Origin of the sequence: Bacillus cereus group sp. BfR-BA-01441 (assembly GCF_022663075.1) — a bacterium.
GTDB classification, from domain to species: Bacteria; Bacillota; Bacilli; order Bacillales; family Bacillaceae_G; genus Bacillus_A; species Bacillus_A cereus.
Genome location: NZ_JAKUEU010000019.1, coordinates 41,418 through 67,880, shown reverse-complemented (window position 1 = coordinate 67,880; position 26,463 = coordinate 41,418). Strand labels below are relative to the sequence as shown.

Below are 26,463 nucleotides of genomic sequence, written 5' to 3'. Positions count from 1 at the left end.
GTTAAGCAATTTTTAATTTTAAGTAAATGACGATAATAATCCTTAAAAGCTAGAAATCCCAACATTTATAGTTAAATAACCCAACAAAAACCACACTAACTACGCTGCAATGTAAATATATTCTTAACAATGTAAATTCAATGTAAATGTTTTTCTCTCTTTTTCCCTTTTCGTTAAAGTTACATTTACAATTCCGCTGTATTTTGTAATTTTTACACACCTAATTTATGCACATTAAAAATAATTTCAGTAATATTTTTTAGTACAACTAAATAAATTGGAACAATTCTAAAAATAAATGAATATTTTTAAAGTACTAATTGACAACATAATCCAATGTAGTCTACTATATTACTAACAAAAAGTTTACCTTAGGAAACTTTTTAAACTCAAACTAAAAATATAGAGATGAGGTAACTTTTATGGTATCGGCTAATATAAAACCACTTTCCGAATTTAAAATAGGAGAGTTTGTACAAATTGAGAAGATACAATTAGAAGGAACTATGAAACGACGCTTATTAGATTTGGGATTTATCCCGGGGGCGACGATTAAAGTATTGCAACGCAGTCCACTTGGAGATCCGGTCGCTTATCAAGTGAGTAACACAACTATTGCACTGCGTAAAGAAGAAAGCTCCCTTATTTTCGGGGTATTAATAGGAGATGATTTCAGATGAGCAAACATCGTATCGCTTTAGCTGGTAACCCGAATACAGGGAAAAGTACATTATTTAATACTTTAACAGGCTTAAAACAACATACTGGAAACTGGACGGGAAAAACTGTTTTAAAAGCTGAAGGAGAATATGAACATAACGGAAGTAATTATACACTAATAGATTTACCTGGAACCTACTCACTATACTCAAATTCCGCAGACGAAGAAGTAGCGAGGGATTATATTATATTTGAAAAACCAGAAGTAACTGTAGTTGTTATAGACGCAACTGCTATGGAAAGAAATTTAAATTTAGCACTTCAAGTGATTGAGATGACAAACAATGTAGTCATTTGCATTAACTTAATTGATGAAGCCGAGAAAAAAGGGATTGTTATCGATGAAAAGAAATTAGCAAAATCACTTGGTGTACCTGTCGTTAAAATTTCAGCACGTAACCGAGTAGGTATTGGTCATTTGCTAAATGTTATTGCAAAAGTAGCAAATAAAAAACTAATTCCAACACCAATTAAAATTACTTACAGCGAAAAAATCGAAAATATGATTCAGGAATTAGAACCACAAATTTATAAATTGTTCGGTGATACGTATCCAGCACGTTGGATTGCGTTACGTATATTAGATGGAGATAAAAATTTCTTAACTACACTTCAAAAACACCATAATGAACCACTTGTAAGGGAGGTCGTAATTAATGGAATCTCACTCAGCCAGTAAAGCTCTTCCATTAGACTATATTATTCAACATGCACAAACACTTTCAAAAGAAGATATACGAGATGATATAGTGGGAGATATTTACCGAACATCTGCAAGCATATGTAAAGAATCTGTCCAATATACAAATACTGATAAATTATATCGTTCCGAAAAACTAGATAAAATTTTCACATCTCCAATCTGGGGATTCCCAATTATGCTCGGTATTTTATCTATTATTTTTTATCTTACAATTGCAGGCGCTAACGTACCATCTGATATGATTGCCGAATTCTTCGGATGGGCCGAAGGATATTTAACATCTTGGTTCCAAGCAGCGCATGCACCTGAATGGTTACATGGCATTTTAATACTTGGTTTGTTCCGTGGTATCGGTGCTGTTATTAGCGTTATGTTACCACCTATGGCAATCTTTTTCCCTATGTTCGCGCTATTAGAAAACTATGGATACTTACCACGTGTCGCGTTTAATATGGACCGCTTATTCAAACGATCCGGTGCACACGGGAAACAATCTTTAACAATGGCAATGGGATTTGGTTGTAATGCAGCAGCCATTATGTCAACACGTATCATTGAATCACCACGTGAACGTATGCTAGCAATTTTAACGAACAACTTCGTTCCTTGTAACGGTCGCTGGCCTATGTTAATTTTAATGGCTTCACTATTTATGGCTGCTGGTTATACAGGCAGTATGCAAACATTGGTTACTGCTGGCGTTGTAGTTGGAATGGTTGTACTTGGTGTTATTATGACATTAACTGTTTCTTGGGTACTATCAAAAACAGCCTTAAAAGGGGTTCCAACTCACTACACACTTGAGTTACCTCCGTACCGCAAGCCAAAAGTTTGGAATACAATTGTTCGCGCAACACTCGATAAATCAATCTATGTTTTAAAACGAGCTATAGTTGTTGCTGCCCCTGCAGCTGCATTAACTTGGTTACTTGCTAACATTTTTATCGGTGACACAAGCTTACTTATGTATTTTGTAAATTTCCTAGATCCATTTGCTAAAATGTTAGGACTTGACGGGTTTATTCTAGCTGCATTCATTCTTGGACTACCTGCTAATGAAATTGTAATCCCAATTTTATTAATGTCTTACTTATCAACTGGGGCTTTAACTGAAATAGATGATTTTAATCAAATTAAAAATCTATTCCTAGAAAATGGTTGGACTTGGTTAACAGCGTTAAACACAATGTTGTTCTCACTTCTTCATTTCCCGTGCGGAACAACACTGGTTAACATATACAAAGAAACAAAAAGTGCAAAATGGACATTCTTATCGTTTGCAATCCCTACCGTTATCGCCATTGTTGTTACATTCCTCTCTACACAATTGGTACATTGGTTAGGGCTTGTATAAAACAAAGCATACATAGAAGGCATCCCCCTTCACATATGCTTTGTCCGAAAGAAACCTGAAAATCATTCAGGTTTCTTTTTTTGTACATCAGTATTCCACGGCTGCGCTCCATACGTTGTGAGTTTTTTATGAATGAAATATATAGCCCCCGGCAGCACCGCCATTAATATCGTGCAACTAATTCCTAATCCAGTAAACAACTTTCATCACCTTATTTCACTCTTTTCGGTAAAGCTGAACCTGAATGTTCAATTGTTGGATGAACGTGAACAGTAATTTCAGCATTACTAAAGTAATTTTCGCCTTGATCCCAATTCTTACTTATTTTTGTCCATTCTTTATAATTATGTCTCTTATACACTTCCCCTAACTCTAATACATCTACCTTATATTTTTTTTGAACAAGCTTAATCGATTTTTGAATACGCTCCTCCATTTCTTCCGATATATCCTTCTCTAAACGTTTTTCATTCAAAACCTTTTTATGATCACTAAAGTGCAACTCAGCTATTGTACCTTCCAGAAATAAATGAATATTAAATTTCGGTTTTGTAGCATTCGTTGTGGATACTTTAATTTTTCGACGTAACTTATGAATTTCATATGTAATAAGTTGATCCTTTTTACGAATGGTAAAAAAACCTCCAATTTTTTTACCTATTATATAATTCATCCCTAATGTTTCTTCCCCACTCAAATTGCCTACACACTTATTATCCTTTCCACGAAACAATGCTGCACCGTTCATTTGTACCCCTTGTTTTGTTAGTTCAAGAATAGGTAATACAAAACTTCGGTTAGAGATCATCTTTTCCTGCACCTCACCAATTCTTGCAGCCTCAATCATTTGGGCATTTTTTGGAGGGTGTTCAGCTAACATATCAATATACTGCGCCGGTAAATTTTCAGGCTTGGCACTTTGTTTTAAAATAGCTTCGGCATTTTTATTAGAAACGAACAAACGAATATTTCTTCTCATCTCATGATCGCGAATATATACATCTAACGTATTTTGTAAAATGTATGGATGTGAAAGTAATTCTTCAGAGAAAATAATCACTTGTATATGAGGGAAAAATAATGTACGACTAATTTTTTTGGCGATTATTCTTATTTGTTCAAATACACTATCTGCTTTTGCACTAACATTAATATAATTTTCGCTATCCCCACCCCCTTGTCCACCCTGTTGAGACAATTTACTAGGGAGTACCATCTGATAGGTTCCTTTCATAATTGGATTCGCTTTCTTCTCCTTTACGATATCGTAAGCCGCTCCTACTACAAATCCTCTTTCTTCTATCTCTTCTAACTCAGAACACCCACTCATAAATCCAGTTAAAGCCATAACCATTATAATTTTAAGAAGGTGTTTCATTTCCACCATTCCTTCTTTTTATTTTATATACAATTAAAACGAGCAAAGGCGCTAACACAACAAACCCCATATCTATCCAAGCTAAATAAGTCCCATAACTTGATAAAGCATTTAAACTACTAGGTATCATATTCACCATAAAAATAATAGGGGCACTTACGAAAATAAAAATATGTTTCTTCACTTTCGGAAACATAGCACAAAACAATAAAGATGCGACATCATAATACATTGCTGTAGTGTTATAAATAGTAATAATCCAAGTCGTAAAAAAAATCGCATCAAACCTTTCTAAAAATCCTCCACCAATTTCAATTTCTTTCCCTAATTCAATTGTTGGATATGTCAATCCACGTGTTGTCATATACGTAAAAACACTAATACAAGTTACATAAATTAAAATGTATGACAGCACGTTTACCATCACCGCTTTCGCGACTGCCATTGGCGCTTTTTTCGCTGTCTTATCATTCAGCAAAACCGCATAAAATAACGCTACTTCAAATCCAATAAACGTAAAAATAGAATTTTTAACTCCAACAGCATATTGACTTACTTTCGTTTGAAAAGCTGGTAGTAAATTATTTATTTCCATTAAATTTATATTCAATAAAGAAAGAAGTACTATCGCAATTAAAACAATAGGTAAGAATAAAACATTTAACCTTAATAAGGCTGCTCTTGATCCTGCTATTCCATAAATAACAACTAATAAGAAGAAGAAAGACAGTAGTTGTATTGGTGTATCACTAAATAAATACGTTTGAGAAATAACTGAAATCATTCGCGATTCATATGCTGTCAAAGCAGCAAACGTTAATACTAAAATACTACTAATTGTGTATGCAACAGGCTTCGTCAAATGCGCACTCGTATATTGAACAAAATTTTGTTTTGGAAATAAGATAGCCACTCTCGTCACAAACCAACCTAAAACCGCGCAGATCAATCCACCCAAAAGCAAGATAATCCAACCGTCCGAAAATAAAGTTTGGTTAGCGATATCTCTTGGCATAGACAATGCCCCTATACCAATAATGGTCGATGATACCGCAAACCCAATTTCACGAGATCCAATCTCTTCATCGCCATACTCAAATGGTTTCACTTATTTTCGCTCCTTTGGACGTATTGTAGAATCTTTTGTTTGTAAGTACTCTGGTCTATCTTTCAACATCGATTTTGGCATGCGAATAAATTCTTCTTTCCAATCTTTATAAAATGCAGGAGCAATTGGAGTTGTATACGGTATACCAACACTTGTTAAATTTGTAATATGAATAGCAAGTGCGATCAGAGCTAGAATGATCCCATACAGCCCAAAAGCCGTTGCAGCTAATACAAAGACGAAAAGTAAAATTCGGAACGTAATCGTAATACTATATACAGGAAGCGAAAACGTAGCAATCGCAGTAACTGCAATAATAATAACTAAAAACGGATTTACAATCCCTGCATTTACCGCAGCTTCTCCAATTACAAGACCTCCTACAATCCCTATCGTTTGTCCCATCGGTTTCGGCAATCGGATTCCAGCTTCTCGTATTAATTCCATAGTCAAGGCCATCATTAACGTTTCAATATATGCAGGAAACGGAACACCTTCCCTCGCACCTGCAATTGAATAAGCCAGTTTAGAAGGAATAAGTCCTTGATGATAAGATACAAGTGCTACATACATAGCTGGTAACAAAACCGCAATTATGCCTGAACCCATACGTAAAAATCTTAATAACGTTCCAATCACCCAGCGCTCGTAATGATCTTCTACAGATTGAAAAATATCAACAAACACAAGTGGTGCAATAAGAGCAAACGGGGATCCGTCTACTAAAATTGCCGCCTTCCCTTTCGCTAATGAGGCTATAATATTATCAGGCCTCTCTGTATTCAAAAACTGTGGAAATGGGGATAAATTATTATCCTGAATTAATTGTTCAATCGTACCTGTTTCCAAAACGACATCTGTCACTATTGATTGAAGACGGCGATCTAGCTCTTTTACAATGTGAGGATTAATAATATCTTCTATATATACTAGGGTTACTTCTTTCTGCGATCGCTTCCCCATAATATAAGATTGGAACCTCAACTTTGGATCGCGTAAACTGCGTCGGATTAACATTTTATTCACATTAATATCTTCATTTAATCCAACTCTCGGTCCGCGTATTAAATCTTCTGTCACTGGTGGTTCTAAACTTCGCTTCTCCCAGGCCCTACTATTAATAACGATAGCGGTTTGAATATTATCAATTAATATAACTGTATCCCCCGCTAATATCGCATTTATAATATCTGGAAACTTCGTCTTTACACCCACTTCTGCGATAGAAATAAAACGATCCAATAACGTTTGAACAACAGCTTCCTCATTTATAATTTCTTCGTATTGCAGTGTGCGAATGACATATTTATAAACATTATCCTTATCTGTCAATCCACATAAAAACACAACCGCACAACGTGTAAAACTCCCAGCAAGAGCAACTTCTCTAATTGTTAAATCATTAGGTGAACCTAACTCATCCCTAATTTCTTTCATAACTTCAAATAAGTTACCTTCAAGCTCTAACAATTTCCCCACCTAGCTTCCTTTTCAACAAGTTTTTAGTTAGATTCCGCTAATAGAAGGAAATATATACAAAAAAAGAGCTATCTCTTTTCAAAGATAGCTCTAATAAAGTAAAACTTTAATCAACCCTCACCAATCGGGCTTTTACGGACAGTTTAATCCCCACCTAACTTCTTTGCTTCCGCTGAATTTTGAGGTGGGGGTCTTACTGCCCGTTAATGCAGGATAAACGAATTACTTTTCTACTATTATAGTGTTTTTCTTTATAAATACACCTTTTGTAAATCCACTAACTACAAACATCACAATTATATTAATTAACAATGCGACTATACCTACATTCAAATCTTTTATATACTGCGGGAAACTCGGAAACATCGTGGCTATAGTTGAACCAGATAAGGTAATATATGCGACCACTAATAGCCCAACTCCCATTCCTGCAATCGCCCCTTGCTTCGTAATAATTTGACGTGGAAACAAGCTACATACAAGTGCAGGGAAAAGTTGTGTAACGATACTGTATCCCATTAATAGAAGTGCTCCTATTGTTTCTCCTCCTTTAAATGTAAATAAAACTGCCACGAGCGTTACTACAGGCACAAATAATTTTGCCATCTTAGCAACTTGTCTATCTGAAGCAGACGGGACTATCGTTCGGTAAATATTTTTTGCTAACAGTGTAGAAGCCGCCATAACAAGCATAGACCCTGGAACCAATGCCGTTAATACTCCCGCACTACCAATAATTCCAATAAACCAAGGATCAAAAGTTTGTAAAGCAAGACGGAATAACGAAAGATCTACATCCGCTCCCTTTAACCCAGGAACTTGCAATATAGCAGCAAATCCTGCAAAAAATACGAAAAGTAAAACTAAAGAATACAATGGCATAATTGCTGCATTTTTACGAAATACTTTTTCATTTTTTGCAGAAAAAGCAGAAGCAAATGTATGAGGCCACATATAAAAACCGAGGGCCGTTAATATAATAGTAGAAACAAACCAAGAAATACTCATTCCTTCTTCAGGTAAAGATAAAAATCCCGGTTTCGCTGCCTCTACAGCCTCAAACATCGGCTGAAATCCTCCATAATAATGATACGGCAAATATATACCTAAAAACATAACGATAAACAGTATCATAATATCCTTCAAAGCAGCCGTCCAAGCCGAACCATGTATACCTGAAATCATTACATATATAGTTATAACAATAGCACCGATCCATACTGCAACAACAGGTGACACCCTTCCGTAAGAAGCTTCTGAAACGATAATTCCCAGTCCTTTTAACTGTAAAACAAGATATGGGATGATGGAAACAACACCAACAATCGAAACAATAAGTCCAAGCGCTTTACTTCTATATTTCTTCGCAAAAAAATCTGACTGTGAAACAAGGTTATGCTCTTTCGCATACTTCCAAATGGGTGGCAATAAAAAATACGATAAAAGATAAGCTAAAGCACCATATCCCAAAATATAAAAGGTAGGTGCTCCTTTACTATACGCCCAGCCGCTTCCCCCTAAAAATGTAAACGTCGTATAAATTTCACCTGCCATAAGGAGAAAAACAAAAATAGTGCCAAATCCTCTTCCTCCAACTGACCATTGTTCTAAATTCATATCTTTTCCATGTTGTGCCCGAACCCCTAAAAATAGTGCGAGAAACAAAAATAAAATAATGATAAGTAATGCAGTCATTTTACATCCTCCTTATTAGCAGGATCAAACACGTACACAAGCCCCATACAAAAAGATGTAATAAACACTGATAATAATACCCAAAATAATAAAAATGGCATCCCTAATACGTAAGGAGTAACTGAATTCGCAAATATTGGCCCAACTACTAAACAAAGAACTGGGATAAGCGCTAGAATGTGTATTTTCTTCATCTCATTCTCCTTTACTTATAAAGTTCATAATGGCTGATACAAAGACTTCCACTCCAATCGGTAATGCATCTTCGTCAATCGTAAAACGAGGGTGATGGTGAGGATATATAATACCTTTCTCTTTATTTCCCGCTCCGATAAAAAAGAATGTCCCCGGTGCCTTTTGTAAAAACGCTGAAAAATCTTCTCCAGCCATCGTCGGCTGTAAACGAACAACTCTATCCCTTCCATAAAGTTGTAATGCCGTTTGTTCAATAAGCTCTGTAGCTTCATAATCATTTACAACTGGTCGATATCCATATTCATATGAAAATGTATATTTTGCTCCGTAAGATTCCGTAATATGCTTCACAATCCGCTCAATCTTCTTCTCTGTTTCACCTCGTAATTCATGTCTTAAACTTCTTACTGTCCCTTCAATCTCAGCTTGCTCTGGTATTACATTATGAGTTGTCCCAGCATGAAATTGCGTAACAGATATTACGAGAGAATCTAATGGATTCGTGAGGCGAGATACAATTTGCTGAAGTTGCGAAACGACTTGTGTTCCGATTGCAATACTATCCACCGTTTCATGAGGGATTCCAGCATGTCCACCTTTTCCCTCTATCTTAATTTTAAAAACATCCGGTGCAGCCATTGCAGGACCATAAATAACACCTATTTTCCCAACCTCTAACGACGCCCAAAGGTGAGCACCAATAATATAATCCACACCTTCCATTACACCTGCAGCAACCATCTCCTCTGCACCACCAGGAAAATTCTCTTCAGCATGTTGGAATAGAAAACGAATCTCCCCTTTAATCTTCTCTCTTTCTTCTACCAACTTATGTACAACCCCAAGTAATATCGCTATATGTCCATCATGACCACATGCATGCATTACACCTTTATATGTAGAAATAAAATCAAACTCATTTTCTTCATGAATAGGAAGAGCATCCATATCGGCTCGAATCGCAACTGTTTTGCCCGGATGTTTACCTACTAGCTTTGCCATCACACTATATTTAGTCGGCCGTGACACTTCTAAATATGGGAATTTCCGAAGTATATCGAACACAAACTGCGATGTTTTCTCTTCTTGAAAAGATAACTCTGGATACTTATGAAAATGCCTTCTCCACTCAACTAACTGATTTTTTGACAAAACAAGTTCCTTTGCAACATCCATTTCTCTTCTCCCCTTCTTCACCAAGTTAAATGTTATTATAACGTGAATCGTTAACTTTTAAAAGAATCTTCTGAATTTTCAGTGTTAATAAACCAAAAAGAAAAAGCCATCCAAAGATGACTTTTTCATTATTATAAAATAGTAATTGCTTGTTTTCCCATTTGCTCCCAAGCTTTCTCAAATTCTGCTCGCGGAACAGCCAAACGTGGATTATTTTTAAGAGGATCATTTACATATACAAAGTTTTGATCATATCCAATTACTACTGCACTATGCTCATAATATGTAATTTTCACTTCGCCTGAACTCGTATTCCATGTTTCAAAACTACTTTCAGCTAGCGGCTTAAACGTCGTATTAATAATGACCCATACCGGAGAACCAGAACTAATTACTTTATATATATCTTGCATGTCTCTACCTGTTAAATTAATTACTTTTTCAGGAACATATTTTTCTGCTAAATCAAAGATTGGTTTATTGTATACACCATATCCAGGCTCTGCCTTTGTATAAATATTTCCCACAAATCCCTCGTAAGGATTTCCACGCAAACCATTTTGTTCAAATGGAACACGATGAATTTCGCTAGCAAGTTGCATCTTATCTACTTGTACACCTTTATATTGCAGCAACATAGCTAAACTTGTCACTTCACACCCTCTAGGCAATTCTGGTAATTGTTTAATAAACGGAACATCTTCAATCATAGCTGCTTCTTTCATTTCAGATAGAAACTCTAAGCGTAGAACTTGCGCCTTTTGCATGATTTTATCTTTTCCTATAAAAAATGCAGCAGCAAGTATAATCCCAAAAACAAAAAGATATTTTAACTTTTTCATTATAAACAAAACTCCATTAATTATTATTTTACAGATACACCTCTTATCATTGTACCCTTCTTCTTACTAGTTTGCTAGAAAGATCATGTGAATTATCGCTCATAGAATTAATTATAAAAATTCTAATTATTTTTAATAAAAAGAAAAATAAATATACATTTACAGAATATTTTGCTAAAATCAAAATTGTTAACATAGTGAAGATATCACCATGTTAACAAACATTCTTAGAGTATTTAGTCATAGTTCGTTTTTTTACATACTCCATTCATTTCATAGCAAATAAACCGAGTGTGTGTTGCATCCCCCACTAATGATTAAAAACTCAGAATAAAACGAAGTTCACACATTCAAGAAAATACGGGGTGAGGGGCATATGAATCAACAAATTGAACAAACAGATTTAAAACGAACAATGAAAAGTAGACACCTATTTATGATTGCACTCGGCGGTGTTATCGGAACCGGGTTATTTATGGGATCTGGTCAAATTGTCCATAATGCCGGACCTGGCGGTGCTATTCTCGCATTTTTAGTCGGTGGATTTGTTATGTATTTAACGATGTTATGTCTTGGTGAATTATCCGTCGCTATGCCAGAAGCAGGTTCATTCCAAAGTTATGCAAGCAAATTCATTTCACCTGGTTTTGGATTTGTTGTCGGTTGGATGTATTGGTTAAATTGGGCTGTTACAGTTGGCGTAGAGTTAACAACTGTAAGTATTTTAATGAAACGCTGGTTTCCAGACGTTTCTTCCTGGATTTGGTGCGTTACATTTGCAGCAGCACTCTTCCTCGTAAACGCTTTATCAGCAAAAGCATATGCAGAAGCAGAGTTTTGGTTCGCAAGTGTAAAAGTCGCAACAATTGTTATTTTCATCGTACTTGGCGGCGCTGTTATGTTCGGTCTACTAGACTTTAATGGAAAGCCAGCCCCAATGCTTCATAATCTCACTGAAAATGGCGGGCTATTTCCAAATGGTGCATTAGCTGTTCTTCTTACGATGATTACAGTAAATTACTCCTTCCAAGGAACAGAATTAATCGGAATCGCTTCAGGCGAAAGTGAAAATCCTGAAAAAACAATTCCAAAAGCAATTAAAAACACAATTTGGCGAACTCTCTTCTTCTTCGTCTTAGCGATATCAGTTGTTGTAGGTTTACTCCCATGGCAAGAGGCTAATCTAGTCGAAAGTCCCTTTGTACTTGTATTTGATGTAGCCGGTGTCCCATATGCAGCAGACATTATGAACTTTGTTATTATTACAGCTGTATTATCCGTTGCTAACTCTGGTCTCTACGCAAATTCTCGTATGCTGTGGGCGATGGCAAAACAAGGAATGGCAAGTCCAGCATTTACGAAATTAACTGAAAAAGGTGTACCGCTAAATGCATTAATTTTCAGCCTAATTTTCGCTAGCCTGTCCTTACTAACAAGTGTATTTGCGGCAGATACTGTCTTTCTAGTTTTAACATCTATTGCAGCAATGGCTGCCGTTGTCGTTTGGATGTCAATCGCCGCTTCACAGTTTTTCTTCCGTAGAAATTTCGTGAAAAACGGTGGCAACATAAATGATTTAAAATATCGTACACCGCTCTATCCACTAGTTCCAATCGTAGCGTTTTCGCTGAATTTCATTACATTTGTTAGTTTGGCTTTCATTCCAGATCAAAGAATTGCTCTTTATTGTGGCATTCCATTTATGATTATTTGTTACATTTTATATCAAGTTAAATATAAAAAAATTGTCACACTTGAACAGCCACGAACTGTCATACGAGAAATAAACTAAATATACAAAATATTCAGCTATCTTTCTTATGATAAGATAGCTTTTTTCTATTTCTTGGATATCCTGGTATAACTTTATTTATCTTAAAATTTTCACAATCACGTTTTTCTCTGGAAAATAGTTTACAATGTAATCAAGTTACAAATGATATTCACCTTAAAAAGTGTGCATTTGTGTCTATTTTTTAACAATATATCAAAAACTATTGCCTTCTATAAATTAATAGGTTTATATTGTTTTATTGGCATAGTTTCAATCCAAGGAGAAAGGAGATTTTCAATCGTGCAACTAAAGAAAGCGTTTTGGAAGTTGGCTTCGCTTCTTCCGTTATCATTACTTCTGTTCCTCGGTGGCTGTGATAAAAAACTCGCAGTATTAAATCCGCAAGGACCTGTTGCAAAAGCACAGTATGATTTAATTGTTTGGTCATTCTTGCTTATGTCATTAATTATCGCAATTGTATTCATTCTGTTTACAGTCATCTTGATTCGTTATCGTGAAAAACCAGAGAATATGGACTATGAGCCACCTGAACAACACGGTAACACATTACTAGAAATTATTTGGACGCTTGTTCCTGTTATTATCGTTATCGCATTATCGATTCCAACAGTAAAAGCAACTTATGCTTCGGAAGAGGTTCCGAAAGAGTCCAAACATATTAAACCAGTTGAAATTTATGTTACATCTGCAAACTGGAAATGGTTATTCAGTTACCCAGAGGAAAAAATTGAAACCGTTAACTATTTAAACATCCCAGCTGGTGTACCAATTCAATTCAAACTGACTTCTGTCGGCCCAATGAATGCTTTCTGGGTACCAGAACTTGGTGGTATGAAGTACACAATGGATGGCATGATTATGGATCTTTATTTACAAGCTGATAAGCCAGGTTCTTACCTAGGCCGTAGTGCGAACTTCTCTGGTGAAGGATTCACACACATGGAGTTCGAAGTTGAAGCAAAAACTAAAGAGAAATATGACAAGTGGGTTAAAGAAGTACAAGAAACTGCTCCTAAACTAACAGAAGCTAAGTACAACGAAATTGTTAAACCTGGTGTAGTTGGTCGTATGACATTCTCTAGTCACCACTTAAGTTATGTAGATCCAAAATCACTTGAATATTGTGATTACAACTACTACAAAAACAAAAAATAATAGCTATTATTCCAACAGATTGGAGTGAACACAGTGAAGCTTGATGAATTCTTTGTCACAGGTGACCCGATTATTTACGGTGCAGACGCTTCTATCGTTCTTGTGACATTAGCAATCATTTTCGTACTAACAAAGTATAAAAAATGGAAATGGCTTTGGGACGAATGGTTAACAACTGTTGACCATAAAAAAATCGGAGCTATGTATATTATTTCTGCGGTTATCATGTTATTCCGTGGTGGTATGGATGGTTTAATGATCCGTGCACAGTTAACATTCCCAGAAACAACTTATTTAAACGCTGAACACTATAACGGGATCTTTACAACACATGGTACAGTAATGATTCTTTTCATGGCAATGCCATTCGTTATGGGATTAATGAACCTTGTAGTACCATTACAAATTGGTGCTCGTGACGTTGCATATCCGTTCTTAAATGCTTTAAGTTTCTGGTTATTCTTTGTCGGAGCAATGTTATTCAACATCGCTTTCGTAATCGGTGGTTCTCCAGACGCTGGGTGGACTTCTTACTTCCCAATGGCAGGTACAGAGTTTACTTCGGGCGTAGGAAATAACTACTACGCAATTGCATTACAGATTTCAGGTCTCGGTACGCTAATGACCGGTATTAACTTCCTTGTTACTATCTTAAAAATGCGTACACCTGGTATGACTTTAATGAGAATGCCAATGTTTACTTGGTCAATCTTAATTACAACAATTATCATTATTTTCGCTTTCCCAGTATTAACAGTTGCTCTTGCATTAATGACATTTGACCGTCTATTCGATGCTCACTTCTTTACGATGGCGAGCGGCGGTATGCCGATGTTATGGGCCAACCTGTTCTGGGTATGGGGTCACCCTGAAGTATATATCGTTATTTTACCGGCATTCGGTATTTTCTCTGAAATCATTAGTACATTCTCACGTAAGCGTCTATTCGGTTACAGTGCGATGGTATACTCAATGGTTGCAATTTCTTTACTAAGTTTCGTCGTATGGCTTCACCACTTCTTCACGATGGGTGCAGGTCCAGCGGTTAACTCATTCTTCTCGATTTCGACAATGGCGATTTCGATTCCAACCGGGGTTAAGATCTTTAACTGGTTGTTTACACTGTATAAAGGACGTATTCGTTTTACAGTTCCAATGCTTTGGTCATTGGCATTTATTCCAAACTTCGTAGTCGGTGGGGTTACAGGGGTTATGCTTGGAATGGCAGCAGCTGATTATCAATACCATAACAGCTACTTCCTAATCGCTCACTTCCACTACGTATTAATCGCAGGTACAGTATTCGCTATGCTTGCTGGATTCACATTCTGGTATCCAAAAATGACTGGTCATATGTTAAATGAACGCCTAGGTAAATGGACATTCTGGATCTTTATGAGCGGATTCAACATCTGTTTCTTCCCAATGTACTTCTTAGGTTTAGACGGTATGACTCGTCGTATGTACACTTACTCTGAAAGTCTTGGATGGGGATGGCTAAACCAAATCGCATCTGTTGGTGCGGTAATGATGGGTATCGGCTTCCTACTTCTTTGCTACAACGTAATTTGGAGTGCACGTCACGGTGAACGTGACACAACTGGAGATCCATGGGATGGTCGTACACTTGAATGGGCAACTCACTCTCCTGTACAACATTACAACTTCGCGAAGCTTCCTGAAATTAAAGAAGCTGATGCTTTCTGGTACATGAAAAAACGCGGAGAAACAGTTACACCAGCAGCAGAAGATATTAAACCAATTCACATGCCAAGTAACTCTGGTGTGCCTATTATTGCGTCTGGATTCTTCGGTCTTGCAGGTTTCGCATTAGTATTTAGCTGGTTCTGGCTTGCAGCAATCGGTGGTATTGGTATTTTAGCTTGCTTAATCTATCGTTCATTCGATTATGATGAAGGCTACTATATCAGTGTTGATGAAATTAAAAAAACAGAACATATAGCATGAGAGGTGAAATGACATGGCGGCTTTAGATAAAAGCTTACCTTTGGAATATCAATCCGAACAAAGCAGATTGAATATCCTAGGATTCTGGATTTTTCTTGGGGCTGAAATTATGCTGTTCGCAACACTTTTCGCCTCTTATCTAGTCCTTGCTGGTCGTACGGCAGATGGCCCAACACCAGCGCAATTGTTTGAACTTAAAACGCTTTTAATTCAAACATTACTACTTTTAACAAGTAGTTTTACATGCGGTATCGTAATTCATGAAATGCGTAAGCATAACCAAAAAGCGATGCTTGGATGGTTCGTCCTTACATTACTTTTAGGTGCAGGTTTCCTATTCTTCGAGATCGAAGAGTTCATTATGTACATTGGTGAAGGCGCAACAATTCAAACAAGTGCTTTCTTATCTGGATTCTTCGTTCTTCTTGGAACGCATGGAGCCCACGTAACAGGCGGTATCATTTGGGCAATTTGTGTTATTATCCAAATTTTAAAACGAGGTTTAACACCAGTTACAGCTCGTAAAGTATTCATTATCAGCTTATACTGGCATTTCCTTGATCTTGTTTGGGTCTTTATTTACACACTAGTTTACTTGAACGGGATGGTGGCGTAAATGGCTCAAAACAACAATCAAGCAAACGGGCATGCGCATAGCGGATTCCCTTGGTCACACGTTTTCGGATTTATTTTATCGCTTGCATTAACGTTTCTAGCGTTATACGTGGCACTTTACACAACATTGCCACTTTCAACAGTCTTAACAACTATTATCATAATGGCTGTTGCGCAAGCATTGTTACAATTAATTATGTTCATGCATTTAAAAGAAGGAGAAGGAAGAGTTCAAATTCTTACAATGATATACAGTTTCTTCGTTGCAACTGCAACAGTTGGTTTAACTGTATGGATCTTCTTCTCAATGTAATGTACATGAAAAAGACTGCTGAGATTCCTCAGCAGTCTTTTTTTATCCCCTCCCCTATTAAATCCACATTACGGAATTAACAACAGAATCATGAAAAATATACTTATTATGACAAATGTTAAGAAAAATCTTTCTTTATGAAATCGAATCCATATGCGTTGCTTTTCTACCTATTATATGGCTAAATAGGTACTATATTTATTTGAAGGGAGAGAACGCAATGGAACATCATACTTCTGTTCTATCACTTATGGTTGTCGTTGCAATCGCGTTTTTCGTTCCCCTTTTGTTACAACGCTTTAAATTAAAAGCACTTCCTGTTGTCGTTGCAGAAATTATTGCAGGAATCTTTGTAGGTAAAAGTGGGTTTAATATTATTGAGCCAGATATATGGCTTCAAGTTTTATCAACATTAGGATTTATCTTCCTCATGTTCTTAAGCGGTTTAGAAATTGATTTTTCTATCTTTAAACAAAAAGGGAAAAAAAATACGACAAACGAGCCAAATACATTTCAAGTAGCAGGCATTATCTTCTTATTTATTTTCATCTTATCTTATGCCCTATCATTACTATTCGTATGGTTAGGATTTGTAGATAATGCAATGTTCATGACTTTAATTATTTCAACTATTTCTTTAGGTGTTGTCGTACCAACATTAAAAGAAAACAACCTAGGAAAAACTGCAATCGGACAAATTATTTTATTAGTTGCTGTTATTGCAGACTTAGTTACAATGATTTTACTCGCTGTTTTCGTCGGATTAAATTCCGAAAGCGGTCAAAGTATGTGGCTCTTACTTCTTCTATTCGGTGCCGGTATTGTCATTTACTTTATTGCAAAACGCTTTAAAAACATTCCATACTTAGATAGTTTAAAAGCTGGTAGTGTACAAATTGATACACGGGCTGTTTTTGCACTCATTTTAATCTTAGTTGGGTTATCGGAATCTGTTGGAGCAGAAAATATTTTAGGTGCCTTCTTAGCAGGTGTACTTGTATCGTTATTATCACCCAATGAAGATATGGTGGAAAAACTTGATTCCATCGGCTATGGTTTCTTCATCCCTATTTTCTTCGTAATGGTTGGTGTAAATCTAGAGGTATGGTCTATTTTTAAAGAGCCTTCTAGCATGCTAATGATCCCAATCTTAATTGTAGGACTCTTTATTTCAAAACTCTTACCATCACTCGTCTTACGAAAATGGTATCCACGTAATATCGTACTTGGAAGTGCAATCTTATTAACATCGACACTTTCTTTAGTTATCGCGGCTGCACAAATTGGTGAAAAACTAGGGATCATCAGTCCAAGTTTATCTGCCTCTCTTATTTTAAGCGCAGTTATTACTTGTATTTTTGCACCTATATTGTTTAAAAAAATGTTCCCAAAAGTAGAAACACCAAAACCAAAAGTAGCTATTATTGGCGCGAGCAGAATTACCCTTCCGTTATCACTAGATTTAAAACGAGAAGATTATGACGTAACGCTATATATGATGCGTCAAAACAAAATAAATGATGAAGAAGCGAAATCGCACGACTTCCCTATCGTGAAATTGGATGACATCACAATCGCATCATTAACTGAACAAACAGCATTTGATGCAGATCGCGTCGTTGTTGCAACAAGTGATGATGAACAAAACTTATTATTGGCAGAACATGCAAAAGAGCTAGGTGTTGAACATGTTATTGCAAGTGTAGAAGATCCACTTCTACAAGAAAAAGCAACGCAAGAACATATCGCTGTATTCTCAACAATTAACTCTACACGTATTTTATTACGTGCGCTTATTGATAAACCTAGTCTCGTTCGCTTAATTACAACAGCAAACGAAACAGTCCGTGAAGTTGAACTACGGAGCAATAAATATAACGGCGTTGCACTTCGTCGCCTTCCGTTTTTAGGTGATGTACTAGTCATTCAAATTTATCGTGGAAATAAAGCATTAATCCCACATGGGGATACAAGACTACAACACGGTGATACATTACTTGTAACAGGCTCAAAAGAACATATCGATACACTAAAAAACATATTAGAATAAAAAAATGCCCCTCACATAATTGAGGGGCATTTTTTCCATTTCATATGGTAAAATGTTACTATCACATATTATGGGGATGGATTACATTATGTCTATTATAACTTTAGCTCTCTTATTATTAGCCGAAATACTCGTTGCCATTATTCTCATCGGTGTTAGTATTGAGATTTGTAGTTACGGATGGAAAAAATCGAATGGAATAAAATATTCTTGCCTCCTACTTTCACTCCTTCTTGGAACTGCTAGCATACTCGGACTTCTCGCCGCACCTGCCTATTTCTTTATACAATTAACAGAAAAAGCGTTATAAGAAAGGATGTTAATATGATTACCGTGAAAAATATTGAGGGATCTGAAACTTACGTATTACGTCAAAAAATTTTACGCCCCAATCAAACATTAGCAGATTGTAAATACCCTTCCGATTATGAAACAGACACCTTCCACTTAGGCGCATTTATAAACGATGAACTAATTAGTATCGCTTCCTTCTCAAAAGAAATATATCCCGACTTACCAACGGGTATTCATTATCGTCTACGAGGAATGGCAACATTACCTGCATTTCGAAACAACCGTGCTGGAAGCTCCTTAATTCAGAAGGCGGAACAAATCTTGCAAGAACGCCAAGCAAATATATTATGGTGTAATGGCCGAATTACTGTAGCTGACTATTACAAACACTTAGGCTTTCAGGAATATGGTGAAATCTTTGAAATTGAACCGATTGGCCTTCATAAAGTACTATATAAAAGAATATGAGAAAAGCTTTCCTCAATATGGGAAAGCCTTTCTTATATTTCAATCTTCTCTTTTTATTTTTTTCATATATATGTATATAAACAAACTTGGAACTAAAAAACAAGCAAACATAATAAGTCCTGTCATACTAATTTCCTTTATCGAAATATCTGGTGTTACAACGATACAAATAGCTAAAATCCCAATAATAATACCTACCGGAATGAATAATAGCTTCATAAAATAACGACGCGACACTCCGCCCGTATGCTCATACACTTCCACTGAATTTTTCAGATTTAAAAAGTTAATAATTATTATCCCGCCCATAAATACCATTAATAAATCCGAAACACTTTCATATCCTGCCCCTTGCAAGACATAGCGGTAAAAGACGATAGCTAGTATGACGATATTTTGTAAGATGAAAGCTAATCTAATATGTTTTAACCCTTCAATCATTAAACGTTCATCTTTCACGATTTTCATCCTACCACTCCTTTTCCTCCCAAAACAAATCATTCAACGTTTTATCTACTGCATAACAAATTTTTAAACATAAATCTAAAGATGGATTGTATTTCCCCTTCTCAATTAAACTAATCGTTTGCCTTGTAACGCCTACTTTTTCTGCTAATTGTTGCTGTGTTAAATCTAATTGAACACGCGCGACTTTTATTTTACTTACAGCCATTCATGTTCCTGCTACTAAAAATATAGACAAATGTATATTCTTAGAGTATTCCTGCTTCTACGTGCCCTGGCTCGCTAATCACTTGCTACTACAGTTTGCTGTGACACTTCACAGGCGTAAATTCCGATGTAGCCCACCGTACATATATACAATCTATTTACGTTAGTATTGTATATTTTTTTGCTTGTAAAAGGTTGATTGACGCATTTAAATCTCTATCTATTACATTGCCACATTCACATGTATATACTCGGTCAGACAGCTTTAAATCCGACTTTTTTTGACCGCAACATGAACACATTTTAGAAGATGGATAGAATCTGTCCACTTGCCGTAGTTCAATTCCATATTCCCTACATTTCATTAATAACCATGTTTTAAAAGCATAAAAACATTGTTGCGCTACAGCTTTAGATAGATGTTTGTTCTTCATCATACCTTTCACATTCAAATCTTCTACTACAATAAACGTTGGCTTGGTTTTCACCACATCATTTACAATAGACTTTACATACGCTAATCGAATATTTGCTAGCCTAGCATGTAGTTGTTGCACCCTAAGAATATTTTTGTTTATATTCGCTCTTTTATTAGTAACAGGTTGTTCACCTCTCTTTCTTATATTTTCAAATTTGCGTGATAAAGAGCGTTGTTCACGTTTTAACCGTTTTTCTATCTTTTTTACTTGTACTGTTTTATTTATATTTTTGTGAGTTTTTCCATCGCTACGTACAGCGAAGTCTTTAATTCCCAAATCAATTCCTAGACCTACTGTATTGAGAGTTGCATTTGGTTTTACCTCTTTCACTTCACAGAGTATAGACACATAGTATCTTCCTGCTCTTTGATATACTGTACCACTTTTTACAGTTGTATTTTTTGAAATATATCCATACTCTTTTAACCTTATCCAACCAATTGTAGGGACTTTTACTCTATGTCTTTCTACTGTCCAATCTGTTTTGTTGTTTTTCGGAAAGTAGCACTTCACATCTTGCTTCTTCTTTTTTTTATATCGTGGAAACTTAGATAAACCTTTAAAAAACCGCTTAAAAGCTTTATCTCCATTCATAATCGCTTGTTTTACCGCTTTGCTCGACACTTCTTTAATCCACTGGTCACACTCTTTTGTATGAATGTTGTTTAACCATTTGGAAAAGTCATAACCACTAAGAAATTTCCCCTCCGACTCATATACCTCTTTATTTTTAGAGATATACAGGTTATATACATATCGACACACCCCAATAGTTTGACGGATTTTACTAATTTGTTCAGTTGTCGGTTTGATTTCTATTAAATATGCTCTTTTCATAAGTCTTCATCCTCCGACATTTTCTTTTTGTATTTTCTCAACCCATATATTCTACAGCTAAATACATGAATGATAGATATTAAATCCTGAACAAGTTCTTCTTGAATACCCATATATTTCTTATACTGTTCTTCTGTATAATATCTTCTTCCTTTTGGGTTTCGGTAAGCAGGTAAAACAACTTGATTGTCCCACCTTTGCAATGTCTTAACAGAGACATTAAGCATTTCTGAAAATTCTTTCGGTTTATATTGTTTCATAATTACTTTTCACTATATATGCCTACTTTTGTCTATGTTTTTGTTTACTGTTTCTTTCTCCTCCACCCTTATTATAATATATATTCCAATAAGTAATTTATATTTTACATTACTAATTTAAGTTTCACTTTATTATACACAAAAAGGAGCCCCTCATAAGAAGCCCCCTCTCCTATATTATAAGAATAAATGACATCCAAATAAAATTGTAAATAAGTATAGTAACGGATGCACTTCCATCCCTTTCCCTTTCACAATTTTCAAGACTGGATACACTAAAAATCCAATTGCAATTCCATTCGCAATACTAGATGTTAACGGAATACCTATAAAAATTAAAAATGCTGGTAACGCATCTTCAAATTCATTCCAATTAATATCTCGAATGCTTTGTGCCATTAAACTACCTACTATAATTAATGAAGGAGCTGTAATAGCGGCTACACTTGATAAAGAAGCAATAACAGGACTAAAAAATGCCGTTATAATTGTTAGACCAACAACTACAATCCCTGTTAACCCAGTTTTACCACCTGCAGCAATACCTGCTGACGATTCAATCGTCGCTGCTGTTGGGCTTGTTCCAAAGATAGAACCTGTAGTCCCGCCAATTGCATCTGCAATAAACGCTTTACCAAAACGCTTCTCTGTATTGTCTGTAATTAAACCTGCTTGTTTAATTAAACCAAGTAATGCACCTGTTGTATCGAATAAAAGTACAAGTAAAAATGAAAATACAACGCCGTATAATCCGTATTCAATTACAGCTGAAAAGGCATTGATTGGGTTTGAAACGATGATACCCTCTGGTAAATGAGGCATCGCCACAATTTTATCAGCAAACTTCAATTGCCCTGTAAAGAAGGCAATAATTCCTGTCACAATCATACTAATAAATAATGCACCGCTCACACGCAATGTCATTAATACCGCCGCTAATATTAAACCAATTAAAGTTAAAATAACAGCTGGAGAATGAAAATCACCAATTGTAACTAAATTAGACGGATGATCCACGATAATTCCAGAAAGGCGCAATCCAATAAAAGCAATAAATAGTCCAATTCCACCTGCAATTGCATGCTTTAAACTATCAGGAATTGCTAAAATTAACTTTTGCCTAAACGAAGTAAAAGATAATAAAAGAAAAATAATCCCCGTTACAAATACAGCTGAAAAGGCAACTACATATGTAATCCCTTCTGCCTTCTGTACAACAGAATAAGCAAAATATGCATTCATTCCCATAGCTGGAGCAATAACAATCGGGTAATTCGCGAAAATCGCCATACCTACTGTTCCAACAACGGTTGCAATAATTGTTGCTGTAAACGCTTGGTCAAATGGTACACCTGCATCAGATAATATTTTTGGATTGATGACAAGAATATACGCAAATGTAAAAAAAGTTGTGATGCCAGCTAAAAACTCTTGCTTCACAGAAGTATTATATTTTTGTAATTGAAACATGCTTATGTACCCTTCCTACACCTGAATTATTATCACACATTCTTTTTCTTACTAGTATGTGAGAAAATATAATACTTAATCTTAACAATCAATAAAAAGAAGAGTCAATATATTCCCTAATAGTTAGAATTTTAAGTTTAAGTCTGACAAGTACAGATGTAGTACAGTTAATTATGATTATTTTTGTAGCATAACAGATAGAAATGTTTTATAATTTGAAATAGTTAAATTTTTAGTAAACGCATTCAAATATCGTTCACTCTACAAGGGGGATTCTTCTTATGCAGCACACAAACAAATCTGGAACTTTAAATCGTGGTTTAAAAGAACGACATATTACTTTAATGTCACTGGGCTCAGCTATTGGCGTTGGGCTATTTTTAGGATCCGCTTCCGCCATTAAACTAGCAGGTCCTTCTATTTTGCTAGGCTATATGATTGCCGGTCTCGTTATTTTTTTCATTATGCGAGCGCTTGGGGAAATGGCAATTGAACAACCTGTTGCTGGTTCTTTTAGTAAATATGCATATGATTATATTGGACCACTCGCTGGTTATATTACTGGTTGGAATTACTGGTTCTTATGGGTTGTTACTTGTATGGCTGAAATTACAGCAGCTGGTATTTACATGCAGTACTGGTTCCCAGATATCCCGCGCTGGACTTGGGCATTACTTGCTCTATTATTAATGAGCGCTTTTAACTTCTTATCGGTAAAAGTATTTGGAGAACTTGAGTTTTGGTTTGCTCTCATTAAAATTGTCACAATCATCTGTATGATAGTAGTCGGAGCTGGTATTATTTTATTCGGATTCGGAAACGGTGGTATCGCTACTGGTATTTCAAATCTTTGGTCACATGGTGGCTGGTTCCCAAATGGATTTTCTGGGTTACTACTCTCCATGCAGATGGTACTATTCGCTTATTTAGGCGTTGAATTAATCGGTGTTACAGCTGGTGAGGCTCAAAATCCGAAGAAAACACTCGCAAAGGCAATCGATAACGTATTTTGGAGAATTCTACTCTTTTACGTTGGGGCATTATTCGTTATGATGGCAATTTATCCATGGAACGAACTTGGTGAGAAAGGCAGTCCATTCGTATTAACATTCCAACAAATTGGTATCGCAAAAGCAGCAGGTATTATTAACTTTGTCGTATTAACAGCAGCTCTTTCTTCTTGTAACGGTGGTTTATTTAGTACAGGCCGTATGCTATATACATTAGCTCAGCAGAAAAAAGCTCCTGAAAGATTTGGTCGTTTAAATAAAAATGGCATTCCAAGCCAAGGAATTGTAGCAACTGCTATCGTTTTACTAATTGGTGTTATATTAAACTATCTCGTACCTGCAAAGGTATTTACATGGCTTACTAGCATTTCAACTTTCGGTGCAATTTGGACTTGGGGAATTATATTAGTCGCTCAAATTAAATTCCGTAAAAGCTTGCCTACTCAAAATAAACAAAAGTTATCGTATAAAATGCCTTTATACCCATTAAGCTCATATTTCTCACTCGTTTTCCTTGTATTAGTATTAGGTATAATGGCGTATTCAGAAGATACACGAATTGCATTGATTGTCGGCCCAATTTGGCTTATCGGCTTAGCAATCGTATATTACATGAAAGGGTTTCATAAGATTGATGAAACACCTAACTCAAAAATTAGTTAAGCAAAACATCCCTTCCTTATTACTTGGAAGGGATGTTTTTATATCAATATAAATATTTCTCAACAAAATTCACGGTATTTTTACAATTTTTTAATATTTTTTATGTTTTCCGTCTTTATTTTTACAGAAAAATAAATTACATTATTAAAGCACATATATTTATTATTAGGGGGATTCTTCTATGAAGAATAAAAAATGGATTACATTTTCTTTAGCAACAGCAATTACACTAAGTATAGGGACCTCGTTCATACCGTCTACTTATGCCGAAAGCTCTGTAGACCCAGCTCCTGAAATTGCTGCAAAAGTTGTAAATCAAAACAATGGGAAGAAAGTATTATTCGATAATACACACGGTCAAACTGCTGGGACAGCTGACTGGGTTATTGACGGCGGCTTTTCTGACTTCGGAAACGGCATTGCAAAAAACGGATATCACGTAAAGGAACTTCGTAAATCAACACCTATTACGTACGAAGACTTAAAAGATTACAATGTATTTATCGTTCCAGAAGCTAATATTCCTTACAAAAAATCTGAGCAGGACGCTATGTTACAATATGTAAAAAATGGTGGTAGTATCTTCTTTATTGCTGATCATTACAATGCAGATCGTAATAAAAATCGCTGGGACTCTTCTGAAGTATTTAATGGATATAGACGCGGTGCTTGGGATAATCCAGCAAAAGGAATGTCTAATGAAGAAGCTAATTCACAAGCTATGCAAGGAGTAGAAAGCTCTGATTGGCTCTCTGACAACTTCGGTATTCGCTTCCGCTACAATGCACTTGGTGATGTTTCAGCGAAAACAATTGTATCGCCTGAACAATCTTTCGGAATTACAAAAGGTGTTTCGTCTGTAGCAATGCATGCTGGTTCTACTCTAGCAATTACAAACCCAAAACTAGCAAAAGGACTTGTTTACCTTCCAGAAAATCCATCAAAATGGAATAACGCTGTTGATAGTGGCGTTTATAATGGCGGTGGTATTGCAGAAGGCCCATATGCTGCTATCGCAAAAGTAGGACTTGGAAAAGCTGCCTTTATTGGTGACTCTTCTCCTGTTGAAGATGCTACGCCAAAATACGTTCGTGAAGATTCTGGCCAAACAAAGAAAACTTACGATGGTTATAAAGAAGAAAACGATGCGATTTTATTAGAAAACATCGTAAATTGGTTATCAAATAAAGAGACATTTACAAGTTTAGATCAAGTAAATGGTTTACAACTTGATTCACCTACAGCTCTACAAACATTTGAACAGCCAAGCTTATCAACAGAACCACAACCTGAACCTTGGAGTGCACCAAATGCAGGTTATCAATGGTTTAATACAAATACTTTTAAACCAGGTTCATACGGTTATAACGGTGCGGTAACAACAAGCGACTACGTCGTTACACACCCTAGCATTCTACCAAACAATGAAATTTTCCAAATGAAGATTCAAGTAAATAACTTACTACCTAATACAACGTATAACAACTATTCTTTAGGTATCTTCACTACTGGTGGAACACAAGTGGCTAAAGTACAAAATGCAAACGGCACTTGGCCATCTACTTTCGGATATAGTAGTGCATTTTCTTTCACAACAAACAGCTTAGGCTCTGCTGAGAAAATTGTAAATGTACAGATTGATTCAAATACAACTGGACAAGCAACGCTTCGTCTACGCCAAAATACAACAACGAAATATAATGAAACTGTAACGATTAATAAGAAATAATAAAAAAGGCAATCCATACATGGATTGCCTTCTTC

Annotated in this window: 25 protein-coding genes and 2 pseudogenes; 13 read left to right on the top strand and 14 right to left on the bottom strand. The window is 35.8% G+C overall.

Features of this window, described 5'->3' with window-relative positions:
• Positions 1-422: 422 nt before the first annotated feature.
• From MR107_RS10880 to MR107_RS10870, 3 genes are read left to right on the top strand one after another with little or no spacing between them, the layout of a single operon-like run.
• Complete coding sequence (locus MR107_RS10880) at positions 423-680, top strand: FeoA family protein (RefSeq protein WP_000252982.1); 258 nt, start codon at positions 423-425, stop codon at positions 678-680.
• On the top strand, positions 677-1,399 hold the full coding sequence (locus tag MR107_RS10875) for a FeoB small GTPase domain-containing protein (RefSeq protein WP_242292361.1): 723 nt from the start codon (positions 677-679) through the stop codon (positions 1,397-1,399). Before MR107_RS10880 ends, MR107_RS10875 begins: the two co-directional genes overlap by 4 nt.
• A complete protein-coding gene (locus tag MR107_RS10870; protein ID WP_000443605.1) occupies positions 1,377-2,777 on the top strand; it encodes a nucleoside recognition domain-containing protein in 1,401 nt (466 codons plus the stop codon). The genes MR107_RS10875 and MR107_RS10870 overlap by 23 nt, the downstream gene beginning before the upstream one ends.
• Positions 2,778-2,839: 62 nt before the next feature.
• Here the strand turns inward: MR107_RS10870 and MR107_RS10865 are convergent, their stop codons facing one another.
• The 8 genes from MR107_RS10865 to MR107_RS10830 all read right to left on the bottom strand — a co-directional run bounded on the left by MR107_RS10865 (position 2,840) and on the right by MR107_RS10830 (position 10,650).
• Positions 2,840-2,977 (bottom strand): hypothetical protein, encoded by a 138-nt coding sequence (locus MR107_RS10865; RefSeq protein WP_000493991.1) that lies wholly within the window; start codon positions 2,975-2,977, stop codon positions 2,840-2,842.
• Positions 2,978-2,988: 11 nt separating this feature from the next.
• Positions 2,989-4,155: a spore germination protein GerLC gene (gene gerLC / locus MR107_RS10860; protein ID WP_000681628.1), complete on the bottom strand. Its 1,167-nt coding sequence runs from the start codon at positions 4,153-4,155 to the stop codon at positions 2,989-2,991.
• Positions 4,139-5,263, bottom strand: a complete 1,125-nt coding sequence (gene gerLB, locus MR107_RS10855; protein WP_000802005.1) for a spore germination protein GerLB — start codon at positions 5,261-5,263, stop codon at positions 4,139-4,141. The genes gerLC and gerLB overlap by 17 nt, the downstream gene beginning before the upstream one ends.
• The gene (gene gerLA, locus MR107_RS10850; protein ID WP_157673772.1) at positions 5,264-6,742 is read right to left on the bottom strand and encodes a spore germination protein GerLA; all 1,479 of its coding nucleotides are present in this window, start codon (positions 6,740-6,742) and stop codon (positions 5,264-5,266) included. It lies immediately after the preceding gene.
• A 222-nt stretch (positions 6,743-6,964) separates the two neighbouring features.
• The gene (locus tag MR107_RS10845) at positions 6,965-8,437 is read right to left on the bottom strand and encodes a sodium:solute symporter family protein (RefSeq protein ID WP_227899931.1); all 1,473 of its coding nucleotides are present in this window, start codon (positions 8,435-8,437) and stop codon (positions 6,965-6,967) included.
• A complete protein-coding gene (locus MR107_RS10840) occupies positions 8,434-8,631 on the bottom strand; it encodes a DUF3311 domain-containing protein (RefSeq protein ID WP_000719833.1) in 198 nt (65 codons plus the stop codon). The genes MR107_RS10845 and MR107_RS10840 overlap by 4 nt, the downstream gene beginning before the upstream one ends.
• A gap of 1 nt (position 8,632) precedes the next feature.
• A complete protein-coding gene (locus MR107_RS10835) occupies positions 8,633-9,808 on the bottom strand; it encodes an amidohydrolase (protein ID WP_000382128.1) in 1,176 nt (391 codons plus the stop codon).
• 131 nt (positions 9,809-9,939) lie between these two features.
• Positions 9,940-10,650 (bottom strand): C39 family peptidase, encoded by a 711-nt coding sequence (locus tag MR107_RS10830; protein ID WP_000734488.1) that lies wholly within the window; start codon positions 10,648-10,650, stop codon positions 9,940-9,942.
• Positions 10,651-11,026: 376 nt separating this feature from the next.
• Here MR107_RS10830 and MR107_RS10825 point away from each other — a divergent pair, with 376 nt between their 5' ends.
• The 8 genes from MR107_RS10825 (at position 11,027) to MR107_RS10790 (ending at position 19,308) form a co-directional block, all read left to right on the top strand.
• Positions 11,027-12,442 carry an amino acid permease gene (locus MR107_RS10825; RefSeq protein WP_242292360.1) on the top strand — a complete coding sequence of 472 codons (1,416 nt, stop codon included), beginning with the start codon at positions 11,027-11,029 and terminating at the stop codon, positions 12,440-12,442.
• A 282-nt stretch (positions 12,443-12,724) separates the two neighbouring features.
• Positions 12,725-13,600 (top strand): cytochrome aa3 quinol oxidase subunit II, encoded by an 876-nt coding sequence (locus MR107_RS10820; protein WP_001176165.1) that lies wholly within the window; start codon positions 12,725-12,727, stop codon positions 13,598-13,600.
• Between the two features lie 33 nt (positions 13,601-13,633).
• Positions 13,634-15,568 carry a cytochrome aa3 quinol oxidase subunit I gene (gene qoxB, locus MR107_RS10815; protein ID WP_000762366.1) on the top strand — a complete coding sequence of 645 codons (1,935 nt, stop codon included), beginning with the start codon at positions 13,634-13,636 and terminating at the stop codon, positions 15,566-15,568.
• 13 nt (positions 15,569-15,581) lie between these two features.
• Complete coding sequence (gene qoxC, locus MR107_RS10810; RefSeq protein ID WP_000729317.1) at positions 15,582-16,184, top strand: cytochrome aa3 quinol oxidase subunit III; 603 nt, start codon at positions 15,582-15,584, stop codon at positions 16,182-16,184.
• Positions 16,185-16,496: a cytochrome aa3 quinol oxidase subunit IV gene (qoxD, locus tag MR107_RS10805; protein ID WP_000068425.1), complete on the top strand. Its 312-nt coding sequence runs from the start codon at positions 16,185-16,187 to the stop codon at positions 16,494-16,496. It begins immediately after the preceding gene.
• Between the two features lie 220 nt (positions 16,497-16,716).
• On the top strand, positions 16,717-18,546 hold the full coding sequence (locus MR107_RS10800) for a monovalent cation:proton antiporter family protein (protein WP_242292359.1): 1,830 nt from the start codon (positions 16,717-16,719) through the stop codon (positions 18,544-18,546).
• Positions 18,547-18,598: 52 nt separating this feature from the next.
• Positions 18,599-18,856, top strand: a complete 258-nt coding sequence (locus tag MR107_RS10795) for a DUF4022 family protein (protein WP_000926991.1) — start codon at positions 18,599-18,601, stop codon at positions 18,854-18,856.
• A 14-nt stretch (positions 18,857-18,870) separates the two neighbouring features.
• Positions 18,871-19,308 (top strand): GNAT family N-acetyltransferase, encoded by a 438-nt coding sequence (locus tag MR107_RS10790; RefSeq protein ID WP_000633767.1) that lies wholly within the window; start codon positions 18,871-18,873, stop codon positions 19,306-19,308.
• 39 nt (positions 19,309-19,347) lie between these two features.
• On the opposite strand, the gene MR107_RS10785 is transcribed toward MR107_RS10790, so the two are convergent.
• The 6 genes and pseudogenes from MR107_RS10785 to MR107_RS10765 form a co-directional block, all read right to left on the bottom strand.
• Positions 19,348-19,776 carry a hypothetical protein gene (locus tag MR107_RS10785; protein WP_000706629.1) on the bottom strand — a complete coding sequence of 143 codons (429 nt, stop codon included), beginning with the start codon at positions 19,774-19,776 and terminating at the stop codon, positions 19,348-19,350.
• Between the two features lies 1 nt (position 19,777).
• Entirely contained in the window at positions 19,778-19,981 is a 204-nt protein-coding gene (locus MR107_RS10780) for a helix-turn-helix transcriptional regulator (protein WP_000301183.1), read from the bottom strand.
• Between the two features lie 157 nt (positions 19,982-20,138).
• Positions 20,139-21,296 carry an RNA-guided endonuclease InsQ/TnpB family protein gene (locus tag MR107_RS10775; RefSeq protein WP_071740700.1) on the bottom strand — a complete coding sequence of 386 codons (1,158 nt, stop codon included), beginning with the start codon at positions 21,294-21,296 and terminating at the stop codon, positions 20,139-20,141.
• Positions 21,293-21,400 (bottom strand): annotated as a pseudogene (locus tag MR107_RS31950) (IS607 family transposase); the annotation flags it as partial. The pseudogene MR107_RS31950 and the gene MR107_RS10775, both read right to left, overlap by 4 nt.
• Before the next feature lie 27 nt (positions 21,401-21,427).
• Positions 21,428-21,556, bottom strand: a pseudogene (locus MR107_RS31945) (MerR family transcriptional regulator); the annotation flags it as partial.
• A gap of 177 nt (positions 21,557-21,733) precedes the next feature.
• Positions 21,734-23,026: an NCS2 family permease gene (locus tag MR107_RS10765; protein ID WP_226368570.1), complete on the bottom strand. Its 1,293-nt coding sequence runs from the start codon at positions 23,024-23,026 to the stop codon at positions 21,734-21,736.
• 281 nt (positions 23,027-23,307) lie between these two features.
• On the opposite strand from MR107_RS10765, the gene MR107_RS10760 reads away from it, so the two are divergent.
• Both MR107_RS10760 and MR107_RS10755 read left to right on the top strand, forming a co-directional pair.
• A complete protein-coding gene (locus tag MR107_RS10760; RefSeq protein ID WP_001164897.1) occupies positions 23,308-24,699 on the top strand; it encodes an amino acid permease in 1,392 nt (463 codons plus the stop codon).
• Positions 24,700-24,880: 181 nt separating this feature from the next.
• Entirely contained in the window at positions 24,881-26,428 is a 1,548-nt protein-coding gene (locus MR107_RS10755; protein WP_242292358.1) for a DUF2194 domain-containing protein, read from the top strand.
• Positions 26,429-26,463: the final 35 nt, after the last annotated feature.

Bases quoted from the DNA above. Each gene is read 5' to 3' on its own strand.
- MR107_RS10880 (WP_000252982.1), top strand. From the start codon at position 423: ATGGTATCGGCTAATATAAAACCACTTTCCGAATTTAAAATAGGAGAG.
- MR107_RS10875 (WP_242292361.1), top strand. From the start codon at position 677: ATGAGCAAACATCGTATCGCTTTAGCTGGTAACCCGAATACAGGGAAA.
- MR107_RS10870 (WP_000443605.1), top strand. From the start codon at position 1,377: ATGGAATCTCACTCAGCCAGTAAAGCTCTTCCATTAGACTATATTATT.
- gerLC (WP_000681628.1), bottom strand. From the start codon at position 4,155: ATGAAACACCTTCTTAAAATTATAATGGTTATGGCTTTAACTGGATTT.
- MR107_RS10845 (WP_227899931.1), bottom strand. From the start codon at position 8,437: ATGACTGCATTACTTATCATTATTTTATTTTTGTTTCTCGCACTATTT.
- MR107_RS10840 (WP_000719833.1), bottom strand. From the start codon at position 8,631: ATGAAGAAAATACACATTCTAGCGCTTATCCCAGTTCTTTGTTTAGTA.
- MR107_RS10835 (WP_000382128.1), bottom strand. From the start codon at position 9,808: ATGGATGTTGCAAAGGAACTTGTTTTGTCAAAAAATCAGTTAGTTGAG.
- MR107_RS10830 (WP_000734488.1), bottom strand. From the start codon at position 10,650: ATGAAAAAGTTAAAATATCTTTTTGTTTTTGGGATTATACTTGCTGCT.
- MR107_RS10825 (WP_242292360.1), top strand. From the start codon at position 11,027: ATGAATCAACAAATTGAACAAACAGATTTAAAACGAACAATGAAAAGT.
- qoxC (WP_000729317.1), top strand. From the start codon at position 15,582: ATGGCGGCTTTAGATAAAAGCTTACCTTTGGAATATCAATCCGAACAA.
- qoxD (WP_000068425.1), top strand. From the start codon at position 16,185: ATGGCTCAAAACAACAATCAAGCAAACGGGCATGCGCATAGCGGATTC.
- MR107_RS10800 (WP_242292359.1), top strand. From the start codon at position 16,717: ATGGAACATCATACTTCTGTTCTATCACTTATGGTTGTCGTTGCAATC.
- MR107_RS10795 (WP_000926991.1), top strand. From the start codon at position 18,599: ATGTTACTATCACATATTATGGGGATGGATTACATTATGTCTATTATA.
- MR107_RS10790 (WP_000633767.1), top strand. From the start codon at position 18,871: ATGATTACCGTGAAAAATATTGAGGGATCTGAAACTTACGTATTACGT.
- MR107_RS10785 (WP_000706629.1), bottom strand. From the start codon at position 19,776: ATGAAAATCGTGAAAGATGAACGTTTAATGATTGAAGGGTTAAAACAT.
- MR107_RS10780 (WP_000301183.1), bottom strand. From the start codon at position 19,981: ATGGCTGTAAGTAAAATAAAAGTCGCGCGTGTTCAATTAGATTTAACA.
- MR107_RS10775 (WP_071740700.1), bottom strand. From the start codon at position 21,296: ATGAAAAGAGCATATTTAATAGAAATCAAACCGACAACTGAACAAATT.
- MR107_RS10765 (WP_226368570.1), bottom strand. From the start codon at position 23,026: ATGTTTCAATTACAAAAATATAATACTTCTGTGAAGCAAGAGTTTTTA.
- MR107_RS10760 (WP_001164897.1), top strand. From the start codon at position 23,308: ATGCAGCACACAAACAAATCTGGAACTTTAAATCGTGGTTTAAAAGAA.
- MR107_RS10755 (WP_242292358.1), top strand. From the start codon at position 24,881: ATGAAGAATAAAAAATGGATTACATTTTCTTTAGCAACAGCAATTACA.